A 24,781-nucleotide genomic window follows, 5' to 3' on the forward strand; every position below is an offset into this window, starting at 1 on the left:
CAGGATCGTGCCGCCACGTCTTCTATATTCGGCGCCGAACGCTCCCCCACGCGTGGAACCCTGCAGCCGATGATCCTTCCGAACCCCTCCCGTCCGTACCGTGCCTGGCGGCTGCCGCGAACCGCGGGCCTGCCGCTGCTGGCGCTTGCCCTGGCGGGCCTGCTCAGCGCCTGCGGCAAGGACGCGCCCAAGCCCGGCGCCGCGGCACCGGAGGTGACCGTGCTGACCCTGCGCAGCCAGCCGCTGGCACTGCAGCAGGAACTACCCGGGCGCAGCGTCGCCTCGCAGGAATCGGACGTGCGCCCGCAGGTCGATGGCGTGCTGGTGAAGCGGTTGTTCGAGCAGGGCCAGTGGGTGAAGGCCGGGCAGCCACTGTTCCAGATCGAGCCCGCGCTGTACCAGGCGGCGCTGAACGAGGCGCAGGCCAACCTGAAGACCGCCGAGGCCGCTGCGGTGACCGCGCGCCTGCGGGCGCAGCGCATGCAGGCGTTGGGCAAGGACCAGCTGGCCGCGCGCCAGGACGTGGACGATGCGATCGCCAGCGACCAGCAGGCTGCCGCCGCGGCGCAGGCCGCACAGGCCGCGCGTGACACGGCCAGCACACGGCTGGGGTTCGCCACGGTGACCTCGCCGATTGCCGGGCGCATCGGCCGCGCGCTGTTCACGCCGGGGGCGCTGGTCACCTCGGGCCAGGCCGATCCACTGGCACGGGTGCAGCAGATGGACCCGATGAACGTGGACATCACCCAGTCCAGCAATGAGTACCTGGCACTGCGCCGCGCCATCGCCGACGGTGGCGTGCAGGCCGACACAGCACCGGTGCGGCTGCGCTTGTCCGATGGCACCGACTACCCGCTGCCCGGCACGCTGGAATTCGCCGACGTGGACGTGCAGCAGGAGACCGGCAGCATCACCCTGCGGGCGCGTTTCCCCAACCCGGATGGGCAGCTGCTGCCAGGCATGTACGTGCGCGCGCTGGTGGGACAGGGAATCCGCCAGCAGGCGCTGCTGGTGCCACAGGCTGCGGTCGACCGCAGCCCCAAGGGCGAGGCACAGGCGTGGCTGGTGGACAAGGACGGCAAGGCGCGGCTGCGGCTGTTCCGCACCGCGCGTGCGATCGGCGACCAGTGGCTGGTCCTTGATGGCCTGGCCGCCGGCGAGCAGGTGGTGGTGGCCGGCGCGCAGGGCCTGGCCGATGGCATGACGGTGCGGGTGAAGCCTGCACCGGCACCGGTCGGGAAGGACTGAGCAGATGCTGCCGCGCTTCTTCATCCATCGCCCGGTATTCGCCTGGGTCCTGGCGATCTGCATCATGGCCTTCGGCACCATCGCGGTGACCCAGCTGCCGGTGGAGCAGTACCCGGACATCGCGCCGCCGCAGGTCAACATCACCGCCAACTACACCGGTGCCTCGGCGCAGACGGTGGAAGACAGCGTCACCCAGGTGATCGAGCAGCAGATCAAGGGCATCGACCACCTGCTGTATTTCTCGTCCACCAGTTCCTCGTCCGGGCAGGCGCGCATCACGGTCACCTTCGACCAGAGCGCCAACCCGGATATCGCCCAGGTGCAGGTGCAGAACAGCGTCAATCAGGCGATCAACCGGCTGCCGCAGGAAGTGCAGCAGCAGGGCGTGACGGTCGCCAAGTCGCAGGGCGATTCGCTGATGGTGGTCTCGCTGTACGACACCAGCCGGCGCATGGAGCGCGTGGACGTCTCCGATTTCCTTGTCAGCAATGTGCAGGATCCGATCAGCCGCATTCCCGGTGTCGGCGAGATCAACGTGTTCGGCTCGGCCTATGCGATGCGGGTGTGGTTGGACCCGCACAAGCTGCGCGCCTACGACCTGATGCCGTCGGACGTTCGCGCTGCGATCCAGGCGCAGAACACCCAGGTGACGGCGGGTGAGCTGGGCGCGATGCCGTCCAGCCCGACGCAGAGCCTCAACGCCACGGTCACCGCGCAGTCGCGCCTGCAGACGCCCGAACAGTTCCGCGCGATCATCCTGCGCACGCTGCCCAATGGCGCGGCGGTGTTGCTGGGCGACGTCGCACGGGTCGAGATCGGCGCGGAGAACTACCAGACCAGCAGCTATCTCAATGGCTATCCGGCGGCTGGCTTCTCGGTCACTCTGGCCTCCGGCGCCAATGCGTTGGCCACGGCCGATGCGGTGCGCGCGGAGATCGAGCGGCTGCGGCCGACTTTCCCGCCCGGCCTGCAGGTGGCCTACCCGCGTGACAGCACACCGTTCGTGCGGGTCTCGATCGAGGGGGTCATCCATACCCTCATCGAAGCCATCGTTCTGGTGGTGGTGGTGATGTTCCTGTTCCTGCAGAACCTGCGCGCCACGCTGATTCCGGCGATCACGGTGCCTGTGGTGCTGCTGGGCACGTTCGGCGTGCTGGCCGTTGCCGGATTCACCATCAACACACTGACCCTGTTCGCGATGGTGCTGGCGATCGGGCTGCTGGTCGACGATGCGATCGTGGTGGTGGAGAACGTGGAGCGCATCATCCACGACGAGCATCTGCCGCCGCGCGAAGCGACCGAAAAATCGATGGGCGAGATCACCGGCGCGTTGATCGGCATCACCGTGGTGCTGGGCGCGGTGTTCCTGCCGATGGCGCTGTTCGGTGGTTCCACCGGCATCATCTACCGGCAGTTCTCGATCACGATTGCATCTGCCATGGCATTGTCGGCGCTGGTGGCGCTGACGCTGACCCCGGCGCTGTGCGCGTCCCTGCTCAAGCCGTCTTCGGCGCAGAAGCCACAGGGTCGTTTCTTCCGGGCGTTCAACCGGGGCGTCGAGCGCAGCCAGTTGGCCTACCAGGGAAAGCTCGGTGGCGTCGTTACCCGGCCGCGGCGCTGGATGGCGTTCTACCTGCTGCTGGTGGTCGCCATGGTCGCGCTGTACGCGCGCATGCCCACCGGCTTCCTGCCGGTGGAAGACCAGGGCCAGGTAACCTTCCAGTTCTCCACGCCGGAAGGCACGCCGATGGCGCGTACCGAAGCATTGGGCGAGCAGATCAGCCGCTACTTCATGGAGCACGAAAAGCAGAACCTGGATGTGGTGTTCGTGGTGGTCGGCCGCAACAATGCCGGCACCGGCCAGAACGCGGGGCAGGGCTTTCTCGCACTGAAACCCTGGGATGAGCGCACGGGCGACAACACCGCTGCAGCGATCATCACACGCGCCAATGCCTACTTCCGCAGCTTGCCGGATGCCAAGGTCAATGTACTGGCACCGCCGGCGGTGCGTGGACTGGGCCAGTCCAGCGGCTTCGAACTGTGGCTGCAGGACACCAGCGCGGCCGGGCGCGTGGCCCTGCAGTCAGCGCAGGAACAGGTGGTGCGTGCGGCCGGCGAAGACGACGGGCTCACCTCGGTGCGCCTGAACGGTCTGGGCGACAAGGCCGAGCTGCGGCTGGACATCGACCATGCCCAGGCCAGCGCGCTCGGCCTGGCCCAGGCCGACATCAATTCAACGTTGTCCGCGGCCTGGGGCGGCAGTTACATCAACGATTTCCTCGACCGTGGCCGGGTCAAGCGGGTCTACATGCAGGGCGACCAGCCCTACCGCAGCGTGCCCGACGACATCGGCCAGTGGTATGTGCGCGGTGGCAACGGCCAGATGGCGTCGTTTGCCAGTTTCGCCAGCAGCCACTGGGCGCGTGGGCCGCAACTGCAGCAGCGCTTCAACGGCCTGCCGGCGATGCAGATCCAGGGCAGCGCTGCCGAAGGCCGCAGCTCGGGCGAGGCGATGCAGCGCATGCAGGCGCTGGTTGCCGATCAACCCGGGTTCGACCTGCAGTGGAGTGGCCTGTCCTACCAGGAACAATTGGCCAGCAACCAGACGTTGTGGCTGTACATCGCCTCCATTGCCTTCATCTTCCTGTGCCTGGCGGCGCTCTATGAGAGCTGGACGGTGCCGGTGGCGGTGGTGCTGGTGATTCCCCTGGGCGTGATCGGCACCGTGCTGGCGACCACCGCGGCCGGGTTCGTCAACGACATCTACTTCCAGGTGGGGCTGCTGACCACCATCGGCCTGTCGGCCAAGAACGCGATCCTGATCGTGGAGTTTGCCGAGGCTCGCTATCGTGCCGGCAGTTCAGCGGTGGAAGCGGCCCTGCAGGGCGCACGCCTGCGCCTGCGCCCGATCGTGATGACGTCGTTGGCCTTCGTGGCTGGTGTGATTCCGTTGGCGTTGGCCACCGGTGCAGGCGCGGTCAGCCGCCGTGAAATCGGCATGAGCGTGATCGGCGGCATGGTCTCCGGCACGGTGCTGGCAGTGGTGCTGGTGCCGTTGTTCTTCGTGCTGGTGCGCCGCCTGGGCCGGTCACGGCCGCAGGACTGAGGGGGGCGCGGCTGTCATCTGGCTGCCGCAGCACCCTCACCCGTTCTTTGCCCAGGTGCCGCTAGCGTAGGTCGTCCCCGTCCCCCACGGAGACCTGCCATGTGGCTGCTCGACCATCTCTGGCCTGGCCGCAGGCCGTTACCTGCCCCGGTCGAAGCGCAGCCGCAGGCCGCGCCGCGACGGCCCTGGCTGAAGCGCCCGGCGCGCGCCGGGCGCAGTGGCATGGCACCGTGGCAGAAGGTCGCCGCACCGCCACGGCGCACCCGCCACTAGGTGCGGCGGTCGGCCGGGTGGTTGACCCCGTCGTTGACCGGTATCACGCCCAGCGCGAACGGGTCGATGCCTTCCAGGCAGGCCACGTTGTAGCCGTACTGTTCCGGGTTGGAGCGGCGCCGGTGATGGGTGTAGATGCCGCACACGCCACAGAAATAGTGCTCGGCCACATGGGTGTTGAACTGGTACAGCTGCAGGTGGTTCTGCCCGCGCACCACCTGCAGGCCCGCGCGGCTGACGCTGGCGGCAATGGCCCCCCGGCGCCGGCACATCGAGCAGTCGCAGCGGCGGGGTTCGACAATACCGTCCGGCAGGTCCAGCAGCAGTTCGACCGTGCCGCAGTGGCAGGTGGCTCGGTGCCGGGGTTGGACCGGAACGCCGGCCACGGAAGTGATGCCCATCGTTGCTCCTGTGAAGTAAACCTGGCCGCAGAGGCCGCCGCCGACGGTGCGCCGCCCAGCCTGAACGGTCCGTAGATGCCACGGTGAACCCGCTTGTGGCTAACTATGCGGCTTGAAGACCTCGACAGGATGCCAGTGAACGCCGCAGGACGTTGGATGACAGGGAGTGCCATGGCGCTGGCGGCGCTGTGGGTGAGCGGGCTGCTGGCCTACCAGCTGCCGGGGCCGGGTTGGCTGGCCACCGGCGTGGCCGTGCTGTGGTTGCTGGTGGCGCTGTGGGCGTCGTGGCGGGTCGCGCGCGGGGGTGCCTCGCGCCGCCTGGGGACGGCCTTCGGTGCGGCGCTGGCGTTGGCCGGCCTGTGGTGGCTGCTGCTGACCCCGCGCCAGGACCGCGTATGGGCCGACGACGTGGCCCAGCGCCTGCACGTGGTGTCCTTCGACGGGCGCCACGTGGTGCTGGACAACGTGCGCGACTTCAGCTGGCGCAGCGAAACCGACTACGACGCGCACTGGGTGCGCCGCGAATACGACCTGGACCAGCTGCGCTCGGCCGACCTGGTGCTGTCGTACTGGATGGGCCCGGCGATCGCCCACACGCTGATCTCGTTCGGTTTCGAGGATGGTCGCCACGTGGTGTTCTCGCTGGAGATCCGCAAGGAGCGCGGTGAGTCGTTCTCCGCGCTGGGCGGCTTCTTCCGCAAGTTCGAGATGACCCTGGTGGCTTCGGAGGAGACCGACATCATCCGCACCCGCACCAACGCACGTGGCGAAGATGTCTACCTGTACCGCCTGCATGGCATGGACCGCGCGCAGCTGAAGGAACTGTTCGCCGCGTACATCGAACAGGCGCGTGACCTGGATGCCAAGCCGGGCTTCTACAACACGCTGACCAGCAACTGCACGACCATCGTCTTCGACCTGGCCCGCCACATCGCACCGCGCCTGCCGTTGGACTATCGGCTGCTGCTGTCCGGCTATCTGGCCGAGTACGCGCAGGAGGTCGGTGCACTCACGCCGGGCGTGCCGTACGCCGAGCTGCACGACAAGGGCCGCATCACCCAGCGCGCATTGGACCTGGGTGATGGCGAGCATTTCTCCACCGTGATCCGCCAGGGCGTGCCCGGCACCGAGCAGGACCCGCAGTAATGACCCAACTCTTTCTGACCCGCTGGCAGCGCCTGCTGCCGGTGTTGTTCGCCGCCTTCCTGCTGCTGGGCAGCAGCGGCTGCGCGATGGTCACCGTCAAGCAGGTCAAGTCCAGCGATTCGCTGGTCAACAAGCGCGCGGATGTGCTCAACACCGGCAAGCTCAGCCCGGCCGCGCGTGAAACGCTCAGCGCAGCGGGCCTGGACGAATCGCAGTGCGAGAAGGACTTCCTGGTCTGCCGCAGCACGCTGCTGATGACCGACGACCTCAATGTCGAGCAGCGGCTGTCGGCGCTGTCCGAGCTGTGGGTGAAGGCTGCATTGGCGATGACGCCAAAGAAGACCGCCGCAGGCGACCCGCCGATGAGCGATGCGGCATTGGATGCCTGGCTGGAAGCCGCGCGCTATGCCTATGCCTACCTGTTCTACAGTGGCCGCTCACCGTCCGACCGGGCCTTCGAGGACCGGCAGACGCAGGTGCGCGACTACTACAACTACGCGGCCGAGAAGGCGGCAGTGGTGCTGTTCGTGCGCGCACGCGCCGCTGCGCTGGCCGGCGAGGACTATACGAAGCCGCTCACGGTCGGTAGCTGGTCGCTGGCCTCCAACTACCAGCAGCTGGGCCTGAAGAGCATTCCGGCGCAGCTGGTGCCGGCGGGAACGGTCAGCTTCGTTGGCCTGCGCAGCACCTATCGCCGCGATGGCTTCGGTGCCGAACTGGTGATGGTGATGGACCCGCCGAAACTGGTCGCGCCAGTGATCGCGCCCGACGGCCCGAAGGCTGAAACCGCGCAGGACGACGAGGACGACGAGCGTCGTGGCCGCCGCCACCGCCATGACGATTCGGTGCCCGAGTTCAGTGAGATGTCCTCGATCAACGTCACCGCACTGCTGCGGTTCGAGGGCAGCAGCCTGGAAGACGTGATGCGCACGCGCCGGGTCGAGCTGGATGCCTATTCGCCGGAAGCGACCGAGCGCATCACTCTGCACGGTGAGCAGGTACCGCTGGCCGGCAACTTCACTGCCGCCTACGGCCTGTGGCTGGCGCAGAGTGGCTTCGCCCGGCAGTCGCTGCGTACCCTGTTCGGCATGAGCGAGGGCATCGGCGAGCCGCACATCTACCTGATGCAGCCGTGGGACCCGAACCGCCGCATCATCTTCATGCTGCACGGCCTGGCCAGCAGCCCGGAAGCGTGGGTGAACCTGGCCAACGAGATCATGGGTGACCCCGAGCTGCGCCAGCAGTTCCAGGTGTGGCAGGTCTATTACCCGACCAATGCGCCGATCGCGCTGAACCGCTACGAGATCGCCAATGCATTCAACGACACGCTGAAGCATTTCGATCCCAACGGCAGCACGCGTGCGTCGAAGGACATGGTCTACATCGGTCACAGCATGGGCGGCGTGCTGGCCCGCCTGCTGGTGAGCGATTCCGGCGATGTACTGTGGAACGACCTGCTGGCCAACTACGACCTGAAGGGGGAACGGCTGAAGCGGGTGCAGAACAAGCTGGGCCCGCTGCTGCATTTCAAGGCACAGCCGAACGTGGAGCGTGCGATCTTCATCGCCGCGCCGCACCAGGGCACCGACATTGCCGGCAACAAGGTCGGTCGCCTGATCGGTCGCCTGGTACGCCTGCCGCTGACCATTCTCGGCAAGTTCGAGGACGTGTTCATGGCACTGGCACAGGCCGAGCAGCAGGTCGATGGCACCGCCAAGCCGAAGATCCCGAACAGCATCGACAACCTCAAGGCCAGCGATCCGTTCGTGAAGGCCGCCGCACAGCTGCCGATTGAGGCGGGCCTGAAGTACCACTCGATCATCGCCCAGCGCAAGCCGGAGCTGCCGGTGGAGAAATCCGATGATGGGCTGGTGCCGTACTGGAGCGCACATCTGCCGGGCGCGCTGTCGGAGAAGGTGATCATCTCCGGCCACAGCGTGCAGGAAACCCCGCAGGCGGTGCTGGAGGTGAGGCGCATCCTGCACCGGGATATCGATGACATGGGGACCGGCAGCCGGTAGTGCCGGCCGCTGGCCGGCAATCCCGCAATGCGGCGGTGCTACACCCGTCGTGCGATCACCGTGGCCAGCAGCGCCAGGCCGAAGGTGATCGCCAGGCACAACAGGTAGCCGGTGTGTGGCGCGGCTTCCACGAACAGCGCGAACAGCGCACCGGAAACCGCCAGCGCGGTGGTTACCGACAGCGCCTCGCTCAACTGTAGCGCCGAGGTGTTGGCACCCTGCTCGTGCGGTGCGGACAACGACAGCGTCAGCACCGACAGGCTAGCGTAGATCATGCCCATGCCGAAGCCGGTCATGGCCCAGCCGACCAGGGCCACCGGCAGCGGCACTGCGTTGAACAGCACGGCCAATGTGGCGGCGATACCGATCGTCATCAGCGGTGTGCCAACGCGCAGCAGCTGCTGGCGTGACCAGCCGCGCTGCTGGTGGCCCTGCAGCCATGAACCGGCGAACCAGCCCAGTGCACCAAGACTGAGCACGGCACCGGCCCAGCTGGGCGAGAGCCCGCGTTCGCGCTGCAACAGCAGTGGCAGGTAGGCCTCACAGGCGAAGAATGCGGCCGCCGCGACGCCGCGCAGCGCGATCACGCTGGGCAATCCGCGGCGCAGGATCAATGTGCCGGCGGGCAGCAGGCGATGCACGCAGAACAGCAGCGCCAGCAGCGCTGCGCCAATGCAGAGCAGGGCGGGCAGGCCGCGCTGCTGGCCGCCGAAGTAGAGCAGCAGCGCCGCCAGCGAGGCGCCGCTGGCCCAGCGCACCACGTTGCCGCGACCATCGTCGCTGCTGACAGCATGAGTGGGCTGTATGCGTGCGAGCGCCGGGCGCAGCAGCAGCGCGGCCGGGACCGCCAGCAGTGGTACGGCCAGGAACACCCAACGCCAGCCGAGATGCTGCACGATCAGCCCGCTCAGCGCGGGACCGATCATCGACGGCACCACCCAGCCGGCGGAGAACGCGGCGAACACCTTCGGGCGCAGGTGTTCGGGATAGCTGCGGCCAACCATCACGTACAGCGAGACCGAGATCGCGCCTGCGCCCAGGCCCTGTAGCAGGCGCCCGGCCACCAGCATGCCCATGCGCATGGCGAAGCCGGCCAGCAGCAGGCCCAGCACGAAGCAGCCCAGGCCATACCACAGCGGCCGAGCTGGTCCCTGGCGGTCGGCCCAGCGTCCGGCCAGGGTCATGCCGATGACACTGGTGGCCAGGGTGCCGCCAAAGGCCAGCGCATACAGGCGCAGGCCATCCAGCGCCTCGGCCACGGTCGGCATGGCGGCCGCCACCGCCAGGGCCTCGAAGGCATGCAGCGCCACCAGTGCCACCATGCCGATGGTGGTGGCGCGATAGCGGGGAGACAGGATCGACGTATCAGCCGGCGCACGGGCGTCGGCGGGCGAAAGAGTGGGGGACATACGAGTCAGATGCGGGCCGCGCTTGTCAACTGGCGGCGAAGATAGCAGCATGCCACCTCAACTGTAGTTTAGGTCAAGCAATGGTTTCCCAGGAACTCAGCGTTGGCGAAGTCTCCCAGCGCAGTGGCGTGGCGGTTTCCGCGCTGCATTTCTACGAGCGCAAGGGGCTGATCAGCAGCCTGCGCACCTCGGGCAACCAGCGGCGCTACAGCCGTGACGTGCTGCGACGGTTGGCCGTGATCCGCGTCGCGCAACGGGTGGGCATGCCACTGGAAGCTGTCGGCCGTGCCTTCGAAAGCCTGCCCGAGGGCCGCGCGCCGACCAAGGCCGACTGGGCCAAGCTGTCCGCGCGCTGGCGCACCGAGCTGGAGGAGCGCATCCACATGCTGGAATTGCTGCGCGATGAACTGACCGGCTGCATCGGCTGCGGCTGCCTGTCGCTGCAGCGCTGCCGCCTGGCCAACCCCGAAGACGTCCTCGGCGAACGCGGCGACGGCCCGATGCGCTGGGAGTGATCCGCGAAAAGGGGACGGAGGGGATTATGTCGTTTGTGCATTAACGACTTAATCCCCTCCGTCCCCTTTTTTCTTACCAGACCGTGATCGTCTCGCCGCTCTGGATGCCTTCCACCGCGCGCTGGAAGGCCAGCGCCGCGCGCTGCGCGCTCACCGCTTCGAAGCCTGGGAAATAGGGGCCGTAAGCCGCCATCGATTCGATCAGCACGTTCGGGCTGACCACGTTGATGCGCAGGCCACGCGGCAGCAGCTCCAACGCGGCGGCACGCACGAAGCCTTCCAGCGCGGCATTCACCGAGGTGGCGTTGGCGCCATCGCGGATCGGCTGTGCGCTGACGATGCCGCTGGTCAGGGTGATCGAGCCGCCGGCGTTGAGGTGGTGCTGGGCGACCAGTGCCAGCCGCACCTGGCCCAGCAGCTTGTCCTGCAGGCCGAGGTTGAACTGCTCGAGTGTCATGTCCTTCAGCGGACCGAAGTGCAGCTTGCCAGCGGTGGAGATCACTGCATCGACCGGACCGGTGCGCGCGAAAAGTTCGGCGACGCTGGCGTCGTCTGTCAGGTCGACGCGCAGCTCACCGCTGTTGCGGCCGGCGGCGAGGATCTGATGCTGCTGGCCGAGCTGGTGGGCGACTGCCTGGCCGAGGGTGCCGCTGGCACCGACGAGGAGGATCTTCATGGCCGTTCCTTGCGAGAGGGGGAATGGGCGCAGTCTGCGCCTCACAGTGGGGTTAGGTAAGCGGCGTATGCTTCGCAGATTCCTAACTCTGGATTAGCAATGGATACCCTTCGCTGCATGCAGGCCTTCGTCGCCGTGGCCGAGTGCGGAAGCTTTGCAGGCGCCGCCGAACAGCTGCAGGTGTCGGCGGTGATGGTCGGCAAGTACATCCAGCAGCTGGAGGCGCACCTGGGGACCGCGCTGCTGCAGCGGAACACCCGCCGCCAGCGCCTGACCGAAGCCGGCAGCGCCTACCTGGCCGGGTGCCGGCAGGTGCTGGAGCAGGTGCAGCAGGCGGAGGCGGACGTGGCCGGACTGCAGGTACAACCCCGCGGGCTGCTGCGGGTCAGCGCGCCAACCACCTGGGGCAGCTGCGTGCTGGCGCCACAACTGGCCGGCCTGCTGCGCGCGCAGCCGCAGTTGAACATCGAGCTGGACCTGAGCAACCGCCGCGTAGACCTGATCGAGGATGGCTTCGACGTGGCGATCCGGGTCGGGCCGCTGCCATCGCAGGAGGTGGTGGCGCGGCCGCTGCCGCCGTATGCAATGAGCCTGTGTGCGGCACCGTCCTACCTGCGCCGGCGCGGCACGCCGCGCACGCCCGCGGATCTGCAGGGGCATGATTGCCTCAGCCACCTGGCCTGGCGCGGCGGCCATGGCTGGCAGCTGGCCAACGGTGAACAGGTGGATTGGGAGGCGCGCCTGACCTGCAATGATGGTGTTGCACTGCGCGAGGCCGCCGTCGCCGGGGCAGGGCTGGTGCTGCAACCGACCGCACTGCTGGCCGGCGAGATCGCGGCAGGGCGGTTGAAGCCCCTGCTGCGCGACTACCTGCCGGAACCGCGACCGATGCACCTGATCTACCTGCCGGATCGACGGCCGCGTCCGCGCCTGCAGTGCTTCGTCGATTTCGTCATGGCCACATTGGGGCAGTGAGCATCCACGCTATGCGTGGATGCTGGTAGGTGCCGACCGTTGGTCGGCACACATCGGGATCAATCATTCGCCGCCGACAATTCCTGCCCACGCACCTGCGCGGCGCGCAGCGCCTTATCCACCAGCGCCTCGAAACCACCGGCCTGGAAGCTCTCGATCGCGGCCTGGGTGGTGCCGTTGGGCGAGGTCACGCGGCGACGCAGTTCGGCCGGGCTTTCGCCGGCTTCATCGAGCATGCGCGAGGCACCCAGCAGGGTCTGCACCACCAGCGTGCGCGCCGCTTCTGCAGGCAGGCCCTGTGCGATACCCGCCGCTTCCATCGCTTCGGCCAGCAGGAAGACATAGGCTGGGCCACTGCCGGATACGGCGGTGACCGAATCCATCAGCGACTCGCTGTCGATCCACACCGTGCGCCCGGCGCTGGCCAGCACCTGTTCGGCGCGTGCGTGCTGCTGCGCATCCACCGACGCGGTGGCGTACAGGCCGGTCACGCCGGCGCCGAGCAGGGCCGGTGTGTTCGGCATCGCGCGCACCACCGGCAGGTTCCCGCCCAGCCAGCGTTCCAGCTGGGCGCTGGTGATGCCGGCGGCAAGGGACACCACCAGCGGCTGGTTCGCCTGCGCCAGCGCCTGCAGCGACTGGCACACATCGCGCAGCACCTGCGGCTTCACCGCCAGCAGCCAGGTGCGGCCGTGCGCGGCGGCATCGGCGGCGTTGTCGTGCACCTGCACGCCGAAGTCCGCCGCCAGTGACTCGCGCAGTGCTGCAGCCGGTTCGGCCACGTGGATGTGTGCGGCAGGCACGCCCTGGCGGATCAGGCCGGCGATCAGGCTGCGGGCCATGTTGCCGCCGCCGATGAAGGTGATGGAATCAGCTGCCATGGAAGTCTCCTTGGAAAATCAGGCCGGGCGCGGGCGGGCGCCGAACAGGGCGGTGCCGATGCGTACCAGGGTGGCACCCTCGGCGATGGCTTCGGCGTAGTCACTGCTCATGCCCATCGACAGCGTGTCGATCCGCGCGTGCTGGGCAGCCAGCGACTGGAAAAGTGTGCGCATGCGCACGAATGCATCCCGACGGCGCTCCGCTTCCGGCCACGGTGCGGGAATCGCCATCAGGCCACGCAGGCGCAGGCTGGGTTCGGCGGCAATCGCGGCGGCCAGTGCATCCACTTCTTCCGGTGCACAGCCATGCTTGCTGGATTCATCGTCGATGTTGACCTGGATCAGTACGTTCAGCGGGCCACGCGCGGCCGGGCGATGGCGTGCCAGCGCGGTCACCAGCTTGGAACGGTCCACGCTCTGCACCCAGTCGAAATGGCTGGCCACGGCATCGGCCTTGTTCGACTGCAGGTGGCCGATCAGGTGCCATTCCAGCGCCAGGTGCTGCAGCGCCTGCATCTTGGCCAGTGCTTCCTGCACGTAGTTCTCGCCGAAGGCGTGCTGGCCCTGTGCGGCCAGCGCGGCCACGGCCTCGGCCGGCTGGGTCTTGGACACCGCCAGCAGGCGTGGGTCGGGCCTGCCAGCGGCCTCGGCGGCGGCGTGCAGGTTGCTCAGGATCTGGGGCAGGGGAGTGGCCACGTAACGCGTTCCGTTGAATCAGGAGGCTATACTGCCGCCCGGGGAAAGATCCTTCCAGTCGAAGCCGTTATTGGGGAGTAGCCGCTCATGGATATCGCCGAGCTGTTGGCGTTTTCCGTAAAGAACAAAGCGTCCGACCTGCACCTGTCCGCAGGCCTGCCGCCGATGATCCGCGTGGACGGCGACGTGCGCCGGATCAACATCCCAGCCCTGGACCACAAGCAGGTCCACGCGCTGGTGTACGACATCATGTCCGACAAGCAGCGCCGCGATTACGAGGAATTCCTCGAAGTGGACTTCTCCTTCGAGATCCCGTCGCTGGCGCGCTTCCGTGTCAACGCGTTCAACCAGAACCGCGGTGCCGGTGCGGTGTTCCGTACCATTCCGTCCGAGGTGCTCACCCTCGAGGACCTGGCCTGCCCGCCGCTGTTCCGCGAAGTGATCCAGCAGCCGCAGGGCCTGATCCTGGTGACCGGTCCGACCGGTTCGGGCAAGTCGACCACGCTGGCGGCGATGATCGACTACATCAACAAAAACGAATACGGCCACATCCTCACTGTCGAGGATCCGATCGAATTCGTGCACACCTCGCAGAAGTGCCTGATCAACCAGCGCGAAGTGCACCGCGACACGCATGGCTTCAACGAAGCGCTGCGCTCGGCACTGCGTGAGGACCCGGACATCATCCTGGTCGGCGAACTTCGTGACCTGGAAACCATCCGCCTGGCACTGACCGCCGCGGAAACCGGCCACCTGGTGTTCGGCACTCTGCACACCAGCTCGGCGGCCAAGACCATCGACCGTATCATCGACGTGTTCCCGGCCGGCGAAAAGCCGATGGTGCGTTCGATGCTGTCCGAATCGCTGCGTGCGGTGATCTCGCAGGCGCTGCTGAAGAAGGTCGGTGGCGGGCGTACCGCTGCGTGGGAAATCATGGTCGGCACCCCGGCCATCCGCAACCTGATCCGCGAGGACAAGGTGGCGCAGATGTACTCGGCGATCCAGACCGGCCAGCAGTACGGCATGATGACCCTGGACCAGCACCTGCAGGACCTGGTCAAGCGCAGCCTGATCACCCGCAACCAGGCCCGCGACTACGCCAAGGACAAGCGCCTGTTCGAGTAAGGCGGGCAGCAACGGGGCGGCGGGCGCCAGTGCGCCGCCGTTCCCGCGCCGTTTCCGCCTCCGACCGTTTCCTGGTACATGCCCCATTGGGAGCCCGCCGTGAACACCACCGCGACCACCATCGATTTCACTTCGTTCCTCAAGCTGATGGCGCACCAGCGCGCCTCGGACCTGTTCATCACCGCCGGCATGCCGCCGGCGATGAAGGTCAACGGCAAGATCTCGCCGATCACGCAGACCCCGCTCACGCCGCAGCAGAGCCGCGACCTGGTCCTCAACGTGATGACCCCGGCGCAGCGCGAGGAATTCGAGAAGACCCACGAGTGCAACTTCGCCATCGGCCTGTCCGGCGTCGGCCGCTTCCGCGTCAGCTGCTTCTACCAGCGCAACCAGGTCGGCATGGTGCTGCGTCGCATCGAGACGCGCATTCCGACCGTGGAAGAGCTGAGCCTGCCGCCGATCATCAAGACGCTGGCGATGACCAAGCGCGGCATCATCCTGTTCGTCGGTGCCACCGGTACCGGTAAATCGACCTCGCTGGCGGCGATGATCGGTTACCGCAACCAGAACTCGACTGGCCACATCATCACCATTGAAGACCCGATCGAATTCGTGCACAAGCACGAGGGCTGCATCATCACCCAGCGCGAAGTCGGCATCGATACCGACAGCTGGGAAGCCGCGTTGAAGAACACCCTGCGCCAGGCGCCGGACGTGATCATGATCGGCGAGGTGCGTACCCGCGAAGGCATGGACCACGCCATCGCGTTTGCCGAAACCGGCCACCTGGTGCTGTGCACCCTGCATGCCAACAACGCCAACCAGGCGATGGACCGCATCGTCAACTTCTTCCCGGAAGACCGCCGCAACCAGCTGCTGATGGACCTGTCGCTGAACCTCAAGGGCGTGGTCGCGCAGCAGCTGGTGCCGTCGCCCGATGGCCGCTCGCGCAAGGTGGCGATGGAGATCCTGCTGGGCACGCCGCTGGTGCAGGACTACATCCGCGACGGCGAGATCCACAAGCTGAAGGAAGTGATGAAGGACTCGGTCCAGCTGGGCATGAAGACCTTCGACCAGAGCCTGTTCGAGCTGTACCAGGCGGGCGAGATCAGCTACGAGGACGCGCTGCGCTACGCCGATTCGCAGAACGAAGTGCGCCTGCGCATCAAGCTCAGCCAGGGCGGCGACGCCCGCACCCTGTCGCAGGGGCTGGATGGCGTGGAGATTTCCGAGATCCGGTGACCTGGGTGTTCCGTAGCGTCGAGCCTGCTCGACTGTTCTTGTCGAGTCGAGCAAGCTCGACGCTACGGGCGGGCGGCTGCGCGTATTGATGAATTCCAGTCATGACCAACTGCAACGCTGCGCATTCAATCGGTTGCCCTTGCAGGCGTATCGTCAGCGCTCCCCCTCTGGAGCACGACGATGCAGACACGTGAACTCGGCCGCAGTGGCCTGAAGGTCTCCGCCCTGGGCCTGGGCTGCATGGGCCTGAGCCATGGCTACGGCCAACCGGTGGAGCGCAGCCAGGGCATCGCCCTGCTGCAGGCCGCCGTCGAGCGTGGCGTGACCTTCTTCGACACCGCCGAAGTGTATGGCCCCTACACCAACGAAGACCTGCTCGGCGAGGCGCTGGCGCTGTACCGCGACAGGCTGGTGATCGCCACCAAGTTCGGCTTCAAGGATGCGCGCGTCGATACCGGGCTGGACAGCCGCCCCGAGAACATTCGCGCGGTGGCCGAGGCCAGCCTCAAGCGCCTGCGCACCGACCATATCGACCTGTTCTACCAGCACCGCGTCGACCCCAACGTGCCGATCGAGGATGTCGCTGGCACCGTTCGCGACCTGATCGCCGAGGGCAAGGTCGGCCACTTCGGCCTGTCCGAGGCCAGCGCCGCGACCGTTCGCCGTGCGCATGCGGTGCAGCCAGTGGCCGCCGTGCAGAGCGAGTACTCGCTGTGGTGGCGTGAGCCGGAGCGCGAACTGTTGCCGACGTTGCAGGAACTGGGTATCGGCTTCGTGCCGTTCAGCCCGCTGGGCCGTGGCTTCCTGACCGGCGCGATCAACGCCGATACCACCTTCGACGCCAACGACTTCCGCAACACCGTACCGCGTTTTGAAGTGGAGGCGCGTCGTGCCAACCAGGCGCTGGTTGACCGCATCAGCACGATCGCTGCCGCACGTGGCGCGACGCCGGCGCAGGTAGCGCTGGCCTGGCTGCTGGCGCAGGCACCGTGGATCGTGCCGATTCCGGGCACCACCAAGGTCCATCGCCTGGAAGAAAACCTGGGCGCGGCTGACCTGCAGCTGGCGCCGGAGGAACTGCAGCGCATCGCGCTGACGTTGGAGGAAATCTCCATCGTCGGCGAGCGCTACAACGCGCAGCGCGCCGCGCAGGCCAAGGGCTGACCGCCGGGCCACCCTGACTCTGGCGGGTGCGGACCGGGGTGGGTGCAAACTGAGGTGGGTGCGGACCGTTGGTCCGCACACCTCATCCAGCCATCGGCCCGCGCAACGCATCAAGCACCGTGCGCATCGCCACGGTGACGTGGCGGCGTGACGGGTAATACGCGTAGTAGCCATCGAAGTGCGGGCACCAATCGTCCAGCACCGACTGCAGCCGGCCATCGTCCAGCATCGGCTGCACCTGGTCTTCCGGCAGCCAGGCCAGCCCGCTGCCGGCCAGTGCAGCCGCGCGGGTCATGCCCATGGTGTTGAAGGTCCACTGACCGGTCACGCGCACGCTCAGTTCGTTGCCGTCCCGGCCGAAATCCCACGGCATCAGTCCGCCATGCGTAGGCAGGCGCAGGGTGATGCAGTTGTGGTTGGCCAGGTCGTGCGGATGCCGTGGCACCACATGCTGGCGGAAGTAGCTGGGCGCACCGACCACGCGCATGCGCAGCGGTGGGCTGACCGGTACCGCGATCATGTCGCGCGCCAGCCGTTCGCCGAGGCGGATACCGATGTCGTAGCGCTCGGCGACGATGTCGGCCAGGCCGTAGTCTGCAGCCAGTTCCACCTTCAGGTCCGGATACTGCTGCAGCAATGGCGCCAGCCGCGGCCAGGCGATGTATTCGGCGGCATGGCCGGTGGCATTGATGCGGATGGTGCCGGCCGGGCGTTCGCGGTACTCGGCCAGTGCGGCCAGTTCGTCCTCGATCTCGGCCAGGCGCGGGGCGAGGGTCTCGAGCAGGCGCGCACCGGCTTCGGTGGTGGACACGCTGCGGGTGGTGCGGGTCAGCAGGCGCACGCCGAGGCGCTCTTCCAGGCCGCGCATGGCATGGCTGAGCGCGGACTGGGACACGCCCAGCTGGGCGGCGGCCTTGGTGAAGCTGCCCTCGCGGGCAACGTGGACGAAGGCCTGCAGGTCGTTGAGGTTTTCGCGGGGCATGACGGGATGATACGGCCGGGCTGCGCCCGGCACTTGCCGAATCAACGTCAACGGCAACGTCAAAAGCTGGCTTCCCGTGGGAGGCGAGGTGGCTCAGGTCGCGGGGGACGGCGCAAGTCCCCCTCCGGGGCCCGGCCCAGCCGCTGGCGGCTGTGCGTTCGGGCGCTTGCGAAGCAGTGCTTCGCAAGCAAAGCGCCCTCACCCATGAAGCTCGGTCGCGCTTGCTCGTGTGCGCTGTCCTGCGCACACGGCAAGACCGGGGCTGGGCATCCTGCCCAACCCGCCCGAGGCATGCCTCGGGCCCATGCGGCTTACACCCCGCAACCTGAGCCGCCCCGCCTTCGACAATTTCCCGCTGCTGTTGGTGGGTGCCGACCGTTGGTCGGCACGGGATCCGGCCCCACGACGTGAGGGTGTGTCGATTTCAGGGACTGTGGTTCGTCGAATGAATGACTTCAACGGGAGCTGCACATGAGCACTGACACCAAGCCGAAAGGCCCGGCCTCGTATTTCCCCTCCATCGAGAAGACCTACGGGCAGCCGGTGGCGCACTGGTTCGGGCTGCTGGCCGGGAAGAAGGGCCTGAAACACATGGAACTGGTCAGCTTCCTGAAAAGTGAGCATGGGCTGGGCCATGGCCATGCCAATGCGCTGGTGGCGCACCATCTGGCCGGCAAGGGCTGAGCAGCGGCGGGCCGGAGATCGGGCGGGGCGCATTCAGCTGAACGATTTCATCTGCAACTGTCATGCAGATCGTGTCTAATACCGCTCCCCACCTGCTGTTCCCCACCCGTATGTCCCTTCCCGCCCATGGCTCTGCGCCGTGCGACGACGCTGACGGCCACCTGGTCACCGCTGGTCCGCTGACCCCGCCGCCCGACAGCGCCGGCACCACCGCCGACGAAAAAGCGCTTCGCCACTCGATTGCCGAGGACGTGCAGGGCATGGTGCTGGCTACGATGGTGGCCTCGCTGGGCCTGGCCATCTTCGCCAAGGGTGGGCTGATGATCGGCGGCATGGCCGGCATGGCCTTCCTGCTGCACTACTCGATGGGCTGGAACTTCGGCCTGGTGTTCGTGCTGGTCAATCTGCCGTTCTACTGGGTGGCGCTGCGGCGCATGGGCTGGGAATTCACCCTGAAGACCTTCGCCGCGGTCACCGCCTGTGGCGTGCTGACCGACCTGCTGCCGCGCTGGATCGACTTCTCGCACATCAACCCGTTGTATTCGGCGATCGTCGGTGGTGCGTTGTCCGGCCTGGGCATCCTGTTCTTCATCCGCCACCGCGCCAGCCTCGGCGGCATCGGTATCCTGGCGGTGTACCTGCAGCGCACCCGCGGCTGGAGCGCGGGCAAGGTGCAGATGTCCTACGACGCCTGCCTGATGGTGGCCGCGTTCTTCGTGCTGTCGCCGTCGAAGGTGCTGTACTCGGCGATCGGCGCGGTGGTGCTCAGCCTGGTGCTGATGTTCAACCACCGCCCGGGCCGTTACATGGGCGTGTGACGATTCGACGGTAGTGCCGGCCGCTGGCCGGCAACACCTGAGGCGTTCCGAGGTTGCCGGCCAGCGGCCGGCGCTACCGGGAGGCCTGCAACCACGGCGGCGACAGCGTCAGCAGCCGCGCATGCACCGGGCAGTCCTCGGCGTGCGCACCGGGCAGGTAGCCCAGGCTCATCAGGAATTCGCCGGTGATCTCGCCGCCGGTGAAGCGGAACGTCTTCTTGAACAGCTTCACCCAGTCGGCCTTGCTGCGCGGATGGTGCGCGTCCAGCCACGCCGCGAAGCTGCCGTGGCTGGCCCGCAGCTGCTGGATCACCTGTGCGTTGTGGATCGCCGCCAGCACCTTCAGCCGGTTGCGGATGATGCCCGCGTCCGACAGCAGGCGTTCGATGTCCTGCTCGGCATACGCCGCCACGCGGTCCACATCGAAGCCGTCATAGGCCGCGCGGAAGCCCTCGCGCTTCTTCAGGATGGTCTCCCAGCTCAGCCCGGCCTGGTTGATCTCCAGCACCAGCCGCTCGAACAGCTCGCGCTCGTCACGCTGCGGGAAGCCGTATTCGTTGGCGTGGTAGTAGTCGTGCACCGGATGGCCCGGGGCGATGAGGCAGTAACCGCTCATGGAGAAGACTCGTTGGATTCGGGTTCGGGATCGATGGCCACCGCGGGGCGCCCGCCGATGGACAGCATCGGCCAGCGCGGTGGCACAAGCATGAGTTCGCCGTCACGCAGGGCCTGGTTGATCGCCTCGGCCTGGCCGCTGACGGTGCCGAACAGCGAACCGGCGCGGCGCCACTGGGCATCCCTGCCACGTGCGTACAGCACGCAGTCCGGCCCGCGGTGGGTGTACAGCTCGCACAGCAGTACCTCGGCGTTGCCGTCGCCATCCAGGTCGCGATGCACGATCAGGCAGTCGCGCTCGCTCTGGGCGCACGATTCGCCATTGATCGCGCGGGTGGCCAGTGCCTGCCACCAATCGTCCGGTGGCGAGCTGGATCCCTTGGCCAGCTTCAGCGCGCGCTGCAGGGCGGCGACGTCCTGCAGACCCTTGTCGAGGCGCTGTCCATCGTCCCAGCGCGAGGTACGTGCCAGCGCGGCAGCGATCACCTGTGGCGCGTTGGCATCGGCGGTGATGGCCGGATCACGCTGCAGCTCGCGCAGCGCCTGCACGCCACGGCGCCCAAGATCGAAGCGCAGCACGTTGACGTCACTGCTGGTGATCGCTGGCGGGTCCGCACGCAGGCGCGCCAACTGGCTGGACAGGGTCAGCCGCACCGGGTCCAGCAGCGGCGAGTTGCCCAGCAATGCCAGTGCCAGCACCGCCCAACACATCCAGCGGTTGACCGGCTCCAGCGTCTGCAGCCAGCGGCCCTGCCGGCGCACTACCGCCAGCGCGTAGCCCAGTGCATAGCCGGCCACGGCCAACGCGATCAGCACCGCCCAGAAGCGGTCCAGGGTCCAGCCGTACTGCACCACGCGCAGGCCCAGTGCATACAGCGCCAGCACCGCATAGACCGGCAGCGCCAGCAGGCTGGCCTCGACCAGCCGGCGCAGCACGACGGGGTAGGGCGCGGTGTCGTCGCCCTGCTGGTAGACCGCATTGGTGAATGACACCAGCAGCAGCGACAGCACCAGCAGCAGACTGGCGGCCGAGCGGGTCTTCCACAGCGGTTCCAGCCCGGTCAGCGGCAGGCTCAGCACGAACAGCACGGCAATGAACGAGAGCAGCGGCAGCAGCCCGCGACAGATCGCGAACAGCACCTGGCGGGTGATCTGGATCGCGCGGTGCTGGGTGCGCCCGATCAGCACGCCGAACCCGGCCAGGCTGCCGGTGGCCAGCGCGATGAACGCGTCCTGCCGGAACAGGTCGCGGAAGACGGTCACGTCGAGCAGCTGGAACAGCGCCGCCCACAGCCACAACAGCAGCCAGGTCAGCCCGGTGAACAGCGCGGCGAGGGCCAGGGTCAAACCATTCTGCCAGGCGCGCTCGAACAGCTCCGGGTAGCTGGCACGCCAATGCCCGTGCTGCAGCTGGAACTGCCACCAGGGCAGGGCCACGAACACCGCCACGGCCATGCCCAGGGTCAGCGGGAACTGCAGCGCGCCCGATTCCAGTGCGGTCTCGCCGTTGAGGTTCCAGCCGGTCCAGGCGGCCAGCGCCAGCACCACCGCCGAGCCGAGCGCGGCCTGCAGCCACAGGCGGCGCTGGCCCAGCTCGACCAGGCTCAGCGCCACCGCGCTGGGAATGGCCAGCACCCAGGCGTACCAGCAGTAGCGCCAGCCGATATCGCGGAACGGCCACGCATCGGACAGCTCCTGCGCGGCATACAGCATCAGGCCCTGCAGCAGCGCGATCAGGACGATGGCGCTGCGTGCCGGCAGGGTCAGGGGCGATGAAGACTGCATCGATGACCTTCCATGGCAAAGCACCATCCTAGCCCATCGCGGTTCGGCGCCATCGCGCGACCATCCCGCCCCCAGCAGGTAGAATGGGCCCATGCCTGTTACGCCGACTTCCCTTGCCGATCACCTGCTCGTCGCGCTGCCGTCGCTGCTCGACGCGACATTCGCCCGCAGCGTCGCGCTGATCTGCCAGCACGACGAGAACGGGGCGATGGGCGTGCTGGTCAACCAGCCTTCCGAGTACACGCTGGGGGAAGTGCTTGCACAGATGGACATCACCACCGGTGATGGCGACCTGCAGGCGCGCATGGTGCTCAACGGCGGCCCGGTGCATCCCGAGCGCGGCTTCGTCATCCATGACGACGCACGCGCATGGGATTCCAGCCTGATCGTGGGTGAAGGCCTGTACCTGACCACCTCGCGCGACATCCTCGAAGCGATGGCACGTGGCGAAGGCCCGGCCAATGCCGTGGTCACGCTGGGCTGTGCGGGTTGGGGCGCAGGGCAGCTGGAAAGCGAGCTGTCCGAGAACAGCTGGCTGACCGTGCCGGCCGATGCCGAGCTGGTGTTCCAGCTGCCGCTGGAGCAGCGCTGGCAGGGTGCAGCCTCGCGTATCGGTGTGGACCTGTTCCGGCTGACCGACTACAGCGGCCATGTCTGAGCCCATCGCGCCCGCGCCGGATTCTGCTGCCCCGGCCATCCGCCGTGATGGCACCGTTCTGGGTTTCGATGTTGGCTCGCGGCGTATCGGCGTGGCCATCGGCAGTGCCTTCGCTGCGCATGCGCGCGCGGTGGCCGTGGTCGATGTGCACGGCAACGGCCCGGACTGGACCGCGATCGAACGCCTGCTCAAGGAATGGAAGCCCGACGGCCTGGTGGTCGGCGACCCGCTGACCCTGGACGGCCAGGACCAGCCCAACCGCAAGCGCGCGCAGGGCTTTGCCCGCCAGCTGCGGGAACGTTTCAAGCTGCCGGTGGTGATGATCGACGAGCGTTCCAGCTCGGTCGAGGCCGCCCGCCGCTTCGCCGTCGAGCGCGCCGAAGGGCGCAAGCGCCGCCGTGATGCGGCCGCCCTCGATGCCGTGGCCGCGGCGGTGATCATCGACCGTTGGCTGTCGTCGCCGGACGACGCCACCCCCATTCCCTGACTGCCCGACACCGCCATGACCGCCCAGCAACTCGATGCCTCCGGCCGCCTGCGCCACCTGCTGACCCTCGAAGGCCTTCCGCGCGACACCCTGCTGCAGCTGCTTGACCGGGCAGGGCAGATCCGCGACGCCGCGGTCGGTCGTGTCGGCAACAAGCGCCACGTGCTGGCCGGTTCGGCGGTGTGCACGCTGTTCTTCGAACCGTCCACACGCACCCGCAGCTCGTTCCAGCTGGCCGCGCAGCGCCTGGGCGCCGACGTACTGAACTTCGATGCATCGACCTCGTCCACGCGCAAGGGCGAAACCGCCTGCGACACGCTGCGCAACCTGGAGGCGATGGGCGTGCGCGGCTTCGTGGTGCGCCACCCCGATGATGGCGCCGTGGCCGCACTGGCCGAGGCAGCGGGTGAGGGCACTGCACTGATCAACGCCGGTGACGGGCGCAGCGCGCACCCGACCCAGGGCCTGCTGGACATGCTGACCCTGCGCCAGGCCAAGGGCCCGGATTTCTCGAAGATGAAAGTGGTGATCGTCGGCGACGTGAAGCACTCGCGCGTGGCCCGCACCGACCTGCATGCGCTGCGTACGCTTGGCGTGGGCGAGATCCGCGTGTGCGGCCCGCAGTCGCTGCTGCCGGACGACGAGACCCTGAAGGGCTGCGTGGTCGGCGATGATTTCGACGCGATGCTGGAAGGCGTCGACGCGCTGATGATGCTGCGCCTGCAGCGCGAGCGCATGGAAGAAGGCCTGGTGCCGTCGCTGGAGCAGTACCACGCGCAGTACGGCCTGACCAACGAACGCCTGGCCCGCGCCGGCAAGGATGCCGCGGTGCTGCATCCAGGCCCGATCAACCGCGGCGTGGAAGTGACCGACGAGGTGGCCGACGGCCCGCAGTCGTGGGTGCTGCGCCAGGTCGCCAACGGCGTCGCCGTGCGCATGGCCGTGCTGGAAACGCTGCTGGGCTGACCTGCCCTGGTGGGTGCCGACCGTTGGTCGGCACAAAAGGGATTCACCCTGAACTGTCTGGGTGGGTGCCGACCGTTGGTCGGCACAAATAGGATTCACCTTGAACTGTCTGGGTGGGTGCCGACCGTTGGTCGGCACAAATAGGATTCACCTTGAACTGTCTGGGTGGGTGCCGACCGTTGGTCGGCACAGAACCATCAGTCCCGTGAAGTGCCGGGCTCAGACATTGAATAGCTACGGGCCTACCTGGACTGATGGGGTTGCCCGATAGAAGAAGGCGGTCGGGAGGCACACGCTTGTACCCATGAACCGCGCACGCCTGAGGCTTGGCCGCCATTCCCGGATCGGGCAATCCTACATCCTGACGACCGTCACCCAGGGGCGTCGACGCTACTTCGACGATGCCACAGCGGCGCAGTTGGTGATGGACGTGGTCCGTCGCCTTGATACTGAAGGCCTGACGTACTCACTTGCCTATGTAGTCATGCCGGACCACATCCATTGGCTTGTGGAGCTCCGTGCGTTCTCGCTGGACTACATCATGCAACGATTCAAATCGAGCAGTGAATTGCGGATCAACCGCATGCTGGGCAGGACAGGACCATTCTGGCAATCGAGCTATCACGATCATGCCATTCGTTCTGAAGAATCACTGTTTCGCCATGCGATGTACATCGTCGCCAACCCGGTCAGGGCGAACTTGGTGAGCTGCGTGGGAGAGTATCCGTATGCCTGGTGCCGATGGGAGATCGATGGGAGGTACCAAGCAATGGATTACCCCGAGGCGGAGAGATAGTGCCGACCAACGGTCGGCACCCACCAATACCCAAGCCGACCAACGGTCGGCACCCACCAATACCCAAGCCGAGCAACGGTAGGCATCCACCAATACCCAAGCCGAGCAACGG

General features: G+C 67.3%; 24 protein-coding genes. 16 read left to right on the forward strand and 8 right to left on the reverse strand.

Translation table 11 applies throughout. The annotated features are described in order from the left end of the window. The first annotated feature begins 69 nt into the window (after window positions 1-69). The 3 genes from ACZK2R_RS04585 (at window position 70) to ACZK2R_RS04595 (ending at window position 4,627) form a co-directional block, all read left to right on the forward strand. Window positions 70-1,248, forward strand: coding sequence for an efflux RND transporter periplasmic adaptor subunit (locus ACZK2R_RS04585; protein ID WP_125895230.1), 1,179 nt, complete (start codon window positions 70-72; stop codon window positions 1,246-1,248). A 4-nt stretch (window positions 1,249-1,252) separates the two neighbouring features. Beyond that, complete coding sequence (locus ACZK2R_RS04590; RefSeq protein WP_180838204.1) at window positions 1,253-4,354, forward strand: efflux RND transporter permease subunit; 3,102 nt, start codon at window positions 1,253-1,255, stop codon at window positions 4,352-4,354. A gap of 99 nt (window positions 4,355-4,453) precedes the next feature. Continuing rightward, the gene (locus tag ACZK2R_RS04595) at window positions 4,454-4,627 is read left to right on the forward strand and encodes a hypothetical protein (protein WP_180838205.1); all 174 of its coding nucleotides are present in this window, start codon (window positions 4,454-4,456) and stop codon (window positions 4,625-4,627) included. On the opposite strand, the gene ACZK2R_RS04600 is transcribed toward ACZK2R_RS04595, so the two are convergent. Further along, window positions 4,624-5,028, reverse strand: a complete 405-nt coding sequence (locus ACZK2R_RS04600; RefSeq protein WP_180838206.1) for a GFA family protein — start codon at window positions 5,026-5,028, stop codon at window positions 4,624-4,626. The two genes, ACZK2R_RS04595 and ACZK2R_RS04600, sit on opposite strands and share 4 nt — an antisense overlap. Window positions 5,029-5,199: 171 nt before the next feature. Here ACZK2R_RS04600 and ACZK2R_RS04605 point away from each other — a divergent pair, with 171 nt between their 5' ends. Both ACZK2R_RS04605 and ACZK2R_RS04610 read left to right on the forward strand, forming a co-directional pair. Next, complete coding sequence (locus ACZK2R_RS04605) at window positions 5,200-6,174, forward strand: Lnb N-terminal periplasmic domain-containing protein (protein WP_180838216.1); 975 nt, start codon at window positions 5,200-5,202, stop codon at window positions 6,172-6,174. Continuing rightward, the gene (locus ACZK2R_RS04610; protein WP_032127736.1) at window positions 6,174-8,195 is read left to right on the forward strand and encodes an esterase/lipase family protein; all 2,022 of its coding nucleotides are present in this window, start codon (window positions 6,174-6,176) and stop codon (window positions 8,193-8,195) included. Before ACZK2R_RS04605 ends, ACZK2R_RS04610 begins: the two co-directional genes overlap by 1 nt. A 38-nt stretch (window positions 8,196-8,233) precedes the next feature. Here ACZK2R_RS04610 and ACZK2R_RS04615 read toward each other — a convergent pair whose 3' ends face one another. Further along, window positions 8,234-9,655 carry an MFS transporter gene (locus tag ACZK2R_RS04615; protein WP_180838207.1) on the reverse strand — a complete coding sequence of 474 codons (1,422 nt, stop codon included), beginning with the start codon at window positions 9,653-9,655 and terminating at the stop codon, window positions 8,234-8,236. A gap of 29 nt (window positions 9,656-9,684) precedes the next feature. On the opposite strand from ACZK2R_RS04615, the gene soxR reads away from it, so the two are divergent. Beyond that, window positions 9,685-10,119 (forward strand): redox-sensitive transcriptional activator SoxR, encoded by a 435-nt coding sequence (gene soxR / locus ACZK2R_RS04620; protein ID WP_032127734.1) that lies wholly within the window; start codon window positions 9,685-9,687, stop codon window positions 10,117-10,119. 73 nt (window positions 10,120-10,192) lie between these two features. On the opposite strand, the gene ACZK2R_RS04625 is transcribed toward soxR, so the two are convergent. Continuing rightward, window positions 10,193-10,795, reverse strand: coding sequence for a short chain dehydrogenase (locus ACZK2R_RS04625; protein WP_180838208.1), 603 nt, complete (start codon window positions 10,793-10,795; stop codon window positions 10,193-10,195). Window positions 10,796-10,894: 99 nt separating this feature from the next. Here ACZK2R_RS04625 and ACZK2R_RS04630 point away from each other — a divergent pair, with 99 nt between their 5' ends. Further along, on the forward strand, window positions 10,895-11,770 hold the full coding sequence (locus ACZK2R_RS04630; RefSeq protein WP_132809399.1) for a LysR family transcriptional regulator: 876 nt from the start codon (window positions 10,895-10,897) through the stop codon (window positions 11,768-11,770). Between the two features lie 59 nt (window positions 11,771-11,829). Here the strand turns inward: ACZK2R_RS04630 and proC are convergent, their stop codons facing one another. Together proC and ACZK2R_RS04640 are read right to left on the reverse strand one after the other, a co-directional pair. Continuing rightward, the gene (proC, locus tag ACZK2R_RS04635) at window positions 11,830-12,651 is read right to left on the reverse strand and encodes a pyrroline-5-carboxylate reductase (protein WP_180838209.1); all 822 of its coding nucleotides are present in this window, start codon (window positions 12,649-12,651) and stop codon (window positions 11,830-11,832) included. Window positions 12,652-12,669: 18 nt separating this feature from the next. Next, a complete protein-coding gene (locus tag ACZK2R_RS04640) occupies window positions 12,670-13,347 on the reverse strand; it encodes a YggS family pyridoxal phosphate-dependent enzyme (protein WP_032127730.1) in 678 nt (225 codons plus the stop codon). Window positions 13,348-13,434: 87 nt separating this feature from the next. On the opposite strand from ACZK2R_RS04640, the gene ACZK2R_RS04645 reads away from it, so the two are divergent. The 3 genes from ACZK2R_RS04645 to ACZK2R_RS04655 all read left to right on the forward strand — a co-directional run bounded on the left by ACZK2R_RS04645 (window position 13,435) and on the right by ACZK2R_RS04655 (window position 16,878). Next, complete coding sequence (locus ACZK2R_RS04645; RefSeq protein WP_006422551.1) at window positions 13,435-14,472, forward strand: type IV pilus twitching motility protein PilT; 1,038 nt, start codon at window positions 13,435-13,437, stop codon at window positions 14,470-14,472. Window positions 14,473-14,550: 78 nt separating this feature from the next. Beyond that, window positions 14,551-15,714 carry a PilT/PilU family type 4a pilus ATPase gene (locus ACZK2R_RS04650; RefSeq protein ID WP_049400675.1) on the forward strand — a complete coding sequence of 388 codons (1,164 nt, stop codon included), beginning with the start codon at window positions 14,551-14,553 and terminating at the stop codon, window positions 15,712-15,714. Window positions 15,715-15,894: 180 nt separating this feature from the next. Continuing rightward, entirely contained in the window at window positions 15,895-16,878 is a 984-nt protein-coding gene (locus ACZK2R_RS04655; protein WP_180838210.1) for an aldo/keto reductase, read from the forward strand. An 82-nt stretch (window positions 16,879-16,960) separates the two neighbouring features. Here ACZK2R_RS04655 and ACZK2R_RS04660 read toward each other — a convergent pair whose 3' ends face one another. Further along, window positions 16,961-17,860 carry a LysR family transcriptional regulator gene (locus ACZK2R_RS04660; RefSeq protein WP_180838211.1) on the reverse strand — a complete coding sequence of 300 codons (900 nt, stop codon included), beginning with the start codon at window positions 17,858-17,860 and terminating at the stop codon, window positions 16,961-16,963. Between the two features lie 471 nt (window positions 17,861-18,331). On the opposite strand from ACZK2R_RS04660, the gene ACZK2R_RS04665 reads away from it, so the two are divergent. Further along, complete coding sequence (locus ACZK2R_RS04665) at window positions 18,332-18,544, forward strand: DUF4287 domain-containing protein (protein WP_014646220.1); 213 nt, start codon at window positions 18,332-18,334, stop codon at window positions 18,542-18,544. Window positions 18,545-18,654: 110 nt separating this feature from the next. After that, a complete protein-coding gene (locus ACZK2R_RS04670) occupies window positions 18,655-19,362 on the forward strand; it encodes a YitT family protein (RefSeq protein WP_012510275.1) in 708 nt (235 codons plus the stop codon). Window positions 19,363-19,435: 73 nt separating this feature from the next. On the opposite strand, the gene ACZK2R_RS04675 is transcribed toward ACZK2R_RS04670, so the two are convergent. Continuing rightward, a complete protein-coding gene (locus ACZK2R_RS04675; RefSeq protein ID WP_049400680.1) occupies window positions 19,436-19,978 on the reverse strand; it encodes a DNA-3-methyladenine glycosylase I in 543 nt (180 codons plus the stop codon). Continuing rightward, entirely contained in the window at window positions 19,975-21,762 is a 1,788-nt protein-coding gene (locus ACZK2R_RS04680) for a DUF4153 domain-containing protein (RefSeq protein ID WP_180838212.1), read from the reverse strand. Before ACZK2R_RS04680 ends, ACZK2R_RS04675 begins: the two co-directional genes overlap by 4 nt. A gap of 91 nt (window positions 21,763-21,853) precedes the next feature. On the opposite strand from ACZK2R_RS04680, the gene ACZK2R_RS04685 reads away from it, so the two are divergent. From ACZK2R_RS04685 to ACZK2R_RS04700, 4 genes are all read left to right on the forward strand, one after another. Beyond that, window positions 21,854-22,420: a YqgE/AlgH family protein gene (locus tag ACZK2R_RS04685; RefSeq protein ID WP_004147177.1), complete on the forward strand. Its 567-nt coding sequence runs from the start codon at window positions 21,854-21,856 to the stop codon at window positions 22,418-22,420. Beyond that, on the forward strand, window positions 22,413-22,907 hold the full coding sequence (gene ruvX / locus ACZK2R_RS04690; protein WP_049400682.1) for a Holliday junction resolvase RuvX: 495 nt from the start codon (window positions 22,413-22,415) through the stop codon (window positions 22,905-22,907). The genes ACZK2R_RS04685 and ruvX overlap by 8 nt, the downstream gene beginning before the upstream one ends. Window positions 22,908-22,922: 15 nt before the next feature. Continuing rightward, complete coding sequence (locus ACZK2R_RS04695; protein WP_032130186.1) at window positions 22,923-23,873, forward strand: aspartate carbamoyltransferase catalytic subunit; 951 nt, start codon at window positions 22,923-22,925, stop codon at window positions 23,871-23,873. 304 nt (window positions 23,874-24,177) lie between these two features. Next, window positions 24,178-24,669 carry an REP-associated tyrosine transposase gene (locus tag ACZK2R_RS04700; RefSeq protein ID WP_180838213.1) on the forward strand — a complete coding sequence of 164 codons (492 nt, stop codon included), beginning with the start codon at window positions 24,178-24,180 and terminating at the stop codon, window positions 24,667-24,669. Window positions 24,670-24,781 lie beyond the last annotated feature (112 nt).

It is taken from the genome of Stenotrophomonas sp. 96582_Sma (assembly GCF_056480905.1).